3 protein-coding genes are annotated in these 4,344 nt (G+C 69.5%); all 3 read left to right on the forward strand.

Going from position 1 to position 4,344, the window contains the following annotated elements:
• The coding region (locus tag QMX79_RS20100) for a response regulator (protein WP_282248359.1) at positions 1-2,432 on the forward strand (2,432 nt) is incomplete at its 5' end.
• A complete protein-coding gene (locus QMX79_RS20105; RefSeq protein ID WP_282248360.1) occupies positions 2,419-3,741 on the forward strand; it encodes a chemotaxis protein CheB in 1,323 nt (440 codons plus the stop codon). The genes QMX79_RS20100 and QMX79_RS20105, both read left to right, overlap by 14 nt.
• A gap of 34 nt (positions 3,742-3,775) precedes the next feature.
• Positions 3,776-4,246, forward strand: a complete 471-nt coding sequence (locus QMX79_RS20110) for a chemotaxis protein CheW (protein WP_282248361.1) — start codon at positions 3,776-3,778, stop codon at positions 4,244-4,246.
• The last annotated feature ends 98 nt before the right edge of the window (positions 4,247-4,344 follow it).

Raw genomic sequence — 4,344 nt, forward strand, 5'->3', positions numbered from 1 at the left:
TTTTTTTTTTTACGTGTGCGGGGTGCTGCGCCGGGGGGGCCGCGGACGAAGCGGCCGTCGAAGAAGAGGAACTCGACGATGCCGGTTCGCTGGACTTCAGCGTGCTGGACCGCGAACTGGTCGACATCTTCGTCGAGGAAGGCAAGGACCTGCTCGACCATTGCGATGGCCTGATCAGCGAACTGCGTGCCGCACCCCAGGACCGCGAAGCAATCGCCGGGCTGCAGCGTGACCTGCACACCCTCAAGGGTGGCGCACGCATGGCCGGTATCAACGCCATCGGCGACCTGGGCCACGGCATCGAATCGCTGCTGGAGGCGGTCGCCGCCAACCGTACCGATATCGACCGCAGCGACGTCCACCTGCTGGAGCGTGGCTTCGACCGCCTGCACCAGATGCTGACCCGCACCGGTCGCCACCGTGACGTGGCCATGCCGGTCGACCTGATCGCCGCGTTTGAAGCGCGCACGCTGGGCCGCGCCGAAGCAGAAGACGCGCCCGCCACGACCGCTGCCGCGGTCGAGGTCCCGGCGCTGGTCGATACCGCCGTTGCATCGGCACCGTTGTCCGCACCGGTGCCGCTGGAAGCGTCCAACGAGGAAGACACCCTGGCGCGTCCGCAGCAGGAACAGGTGCGCGTGCGCGCCGACCTGCTGGACCGCCTGGTCAACCACGCCGGCGAAGTGGCGATTTACCGTTCGCGCCTGGAACAGCAGCTCGGCGCCTTCCGCGGCGCGATGGGCGAACTGGACCGCACCAATGCGCGTCTGCGCGACCAGCTGCGTCGCCTGGACCTGGAAACCGAAGCCCAGATCGTGGCCCGTTACCAGCGCGAGCAGGAACAGGTCGACCACAAGTTCGACCCGCTGGAACTGGACCGCTTCTCCACGCTGCAGCAGCTCAGCCGTGCGCTGAACGAATCCGCAGCCGACCTTGGCGGCCTGCAGGGCGTGCTGGACGACCTGTCGCGCCAGTACGACGTCCTGCTGCAGCAGCAGTCGCGGGTCAGCTCGGAACTGCAGGATGGCCTGATGCGCGCGCGCATGGTGCCGTTCGACGGGCTGGTGCCGCGCCTGCGCCGCGTGGTTCGCCAGGCTGGCCAGGACACCGGCAAGCAGGTCCACGTCACCCTGGACGGTACCCACGGCGAACTGGACCGCAACGTGCTCGACCGCATGGTCGCGCCGCTGGAACACATGCTGCGCAACTCCGTGGCCCATGGCCTGGAAACCCCGGAGCAGCGCCGCGCCGCCGGCAAGCCGGAGGAAGGCGAGATCGCCATCCGCCTGCGCCGCGAAGGCTCGGAAATCGTGCTGGAAGTGGCCGATGACGGCGCTGGGCTGAACCGCGAGGCGATCCGTCGCCGCGCCGAACAGCGTGGCCTGGTCGAGGCCGATGCCGTGCTGGGCTATGCCGAACTGGACGCGATGATCTTCTCGCCCGGCTTCAGCACTGCCGACCAGGTCAGCCAGCTGGCGGGCCGTGGCGTGGGGATGGACGTGGTGCACAACGAAGTGCGCCAGCTGGGCGGCTCGGTGGACATCCACTCGGTGCCGGGCAAGGGCGTCACCTTCACCCTGCGCCTGCCGCAGACCCTGGCGGTCACCCAGGCAGTGTTCGTGCAGATCGGCGACACTACCTTCGCGGTGCCGGTCGCCTCGGTCAGCGGTATCGGCCGGATCTCGCGCGAGCGCTTCGAATCGGCCAACGGCGGCTACCACTACGGCGGCGAAGAATTCGCGCTGCACGACCTGGGCACGCTGGTCGGCCAGGGCCAGGCCCGTGCCGAAGGGCAGGACCAGGTGCCGCTGCTGCTGGTGCGCGCCGGTGAACTGCGCGCGGCCGTGGCCATCGACCAGGTGCTGGGCAACCGCGAAATCGTGGTCAAGCCGGTCGGCCTGCAGATCGCCTCGGTACCGGGCATCTACGGCGCCACCATCACCGGCGATGGCCGCGTGGTGGTGATTCTGGACGTCGCCCCGCTGGTGCGCCGTTACCAGGCCAACCCGCTCAAGCCGATCGCACCGGCCGCGCAGGCCACCGACCGCCAGGCTCCGTTGGTGATGGTGGTCGACGACTCGCTGACCATGCGCAAGGTCACCGGCCGCATCCTGGAACGCCACAACTTCGAAGTGGCCGTTGCCCGCGACGGTATCGAAGCGCTGGAGCGCCTGGAAGAGCGGGTGCCCGACCTGATGCTGCTGGATATTGAAATGCCGCGCATGGATGGCTATGAACTGGCCACCGCCATGCGCGCCGATCCACGCTACAAGGGCGTGCCGATCGTGATGATCACCTCGCGCAGCGGCGACAAGCACCGTCAACGCGCCTTCGAAATCGGTGTCCAGCGTTACCTGGGCAAGCCGTACCAGGAGCTGGACCTGATGCGAAACGTGTATGACCTGCTGGGGATCGCCCGTGCCCGTGAATGACCTGAACCCGCTGCCGTCGGTGGCATTGCTGGCACGGGTCGGCCCGGCGCGTGAGCGCCTGCGCGAAGCGCTGGCCCAGGCCGGTGCGACCGTGGTGCTGGAAGAAGATCCCAACAGCGTGGATCTGGAAACCCTGGGCGGCGCCGACGCCGGCGCGGTGTTGATCGCGCTGGAACCGGCCATCGAGGATGCGCTGGAACGCCTCGACCCGGTGCTGGCCTCGCCGTCGCTGACCGTCATCTTCGACGAAGCCGAACTGGCTGCCCGCCGCGAAGGCTGGGAAGCCCAGCGCTGGGCGCGCCACCTGGTGGCCAAGCTGCACGGCCACCAGGACGTGCTGCCGCCGGGCGCCGAACAGGAAGGCCTGCTGCAGCCCGAACCCGGCCTGCCGCAGACGCCTGCCGAACTGCATGCCGACGCGCCGCTGGAATTCCATGTGCGCGAAGCCTTCGACGCGGCCGGTGACGTGCCGCCCGATGGCCTGTACCCGGCGCCGGAAGGCTACAGCGAGCCGATCTCACTGGAAGAAGCACTGGCGGCCATGCAGGCCCCGGTAGTCGCGCCGTCGGCCAGCGTGCCGCCGCCGGTCCCGGCCTCGGCCCCGGCTGCGCCGCGCGCGCCGCTGGGCGACCACAGCAGCTGGGCGCTGGTGGATGAAGACAGCGCCGTACCCGTTGCCGCGCCGGCCGCGCCGGTCAGCGCGCCGGTGGACCCCAGCGCGTTCGATATCGACCGCCTGTCGCTGGTCGAGCTGGAAGCCGACGCCGACCCGAGCGGTGCCGCACCCGGCGCCGTGCTGGTGCTGGCCGGCATCGGTGGCCCCGACGCACTGCGCCGCCTGCTGGCCGCGCTGCCGGCCGGGCTGGCGGTGCCGATCCTGGTCTACATGCGCCTGGACGGGGGCCGTTACGGCAACCTGGTCAAGCAGATGGCCCGTGTGTCGGCGTTGCCGGTGGTGCTGGCCGAATCCGACCAGCCGGTGCTGGCGGGCAATGCCTACATCCTGCCCGATGACGTAGGCGTGGCCGTGCGCAACCGCGGCCTGCATTTCACCGCCGATGCCAAGGGCATCCAGGTGGCCGCGTTGCCGCCGGCGCACAGCGCCGTGGTGATGCTCAGCGGAAGTGACGTGGCGCTGCTGGACGACGTGCTGTCGCTGGCCGTGGCCGGCGGCTGGGTCGCGGGGCAGACCGGTGAAGGCTGCTACGACCCGATCGCCGCCAATGCAGTGGTTGCCGCCGGCATGGCCGCCGGAGATCCGCCGCAGCTGGCCGTCGCCATCGCCGAACGCTGGGGCGTGAGCGAGTAATCGCCGCGCCGTATCACTTTCAGGAAGCAGACTCATGAGCTACGCCAGCAACGACGAAATCCGTGGGGTACTGATCCAGGCCGGGAGCGAGCGCGTGCTGCTGCCCAATGCGACGGTGGCCGAAATGATGTCCAAGGTGCCGGTCACCCCGGTGGACAACGCGCCCGCGTGGCTGGTCGGCGAGATCCGCTGGCAGGGCTGGGACGTGCCGCTGATGTCGTTCGCGCGCCTGTCCGGGCTGGGCGAGGAAGCGGTGGTGAGCAACAACAAGGTAGTGGTGCTCAAGGCGCTGGGCGGCAACGCCAGCCGCCCGTACTTCGCACTGCTCACCCAGACCTTCCCGCAGCTGATCGCGGTGCCGCGCGACGGCCTGCTGGCCGACGCCTCCGAAGAAACCCTGCCGCAGGGCGTGCACATGCGCGTGCTGCTGGGTGAACAGAGCGCGCTGCTGCCCGATCTGGACGCGCTGGAAGCCGCGCTGGATGAAGTGCTCCCCGTAAATTGACATCGCGTGCAGCCACGCAGGGCGTGGCTCTACGGGCGGTGCAGTAGAGCCCCGCCCTGCGTGGCTGCGCGCCGCCGGATCAGCCAATATCCCCCAAC

This window comes from Stenotrophomonas sp. PS02300 (assembly GCF_029959395.1).
GTDB classification, from domain to species: Bacteria; Pseudomonadota; Gammaproteobacteria; order Xanthomonadales; family Xanthomonadaceae; genus Stenotrophomonas; species Stenotrophomonas maltophilia_AD.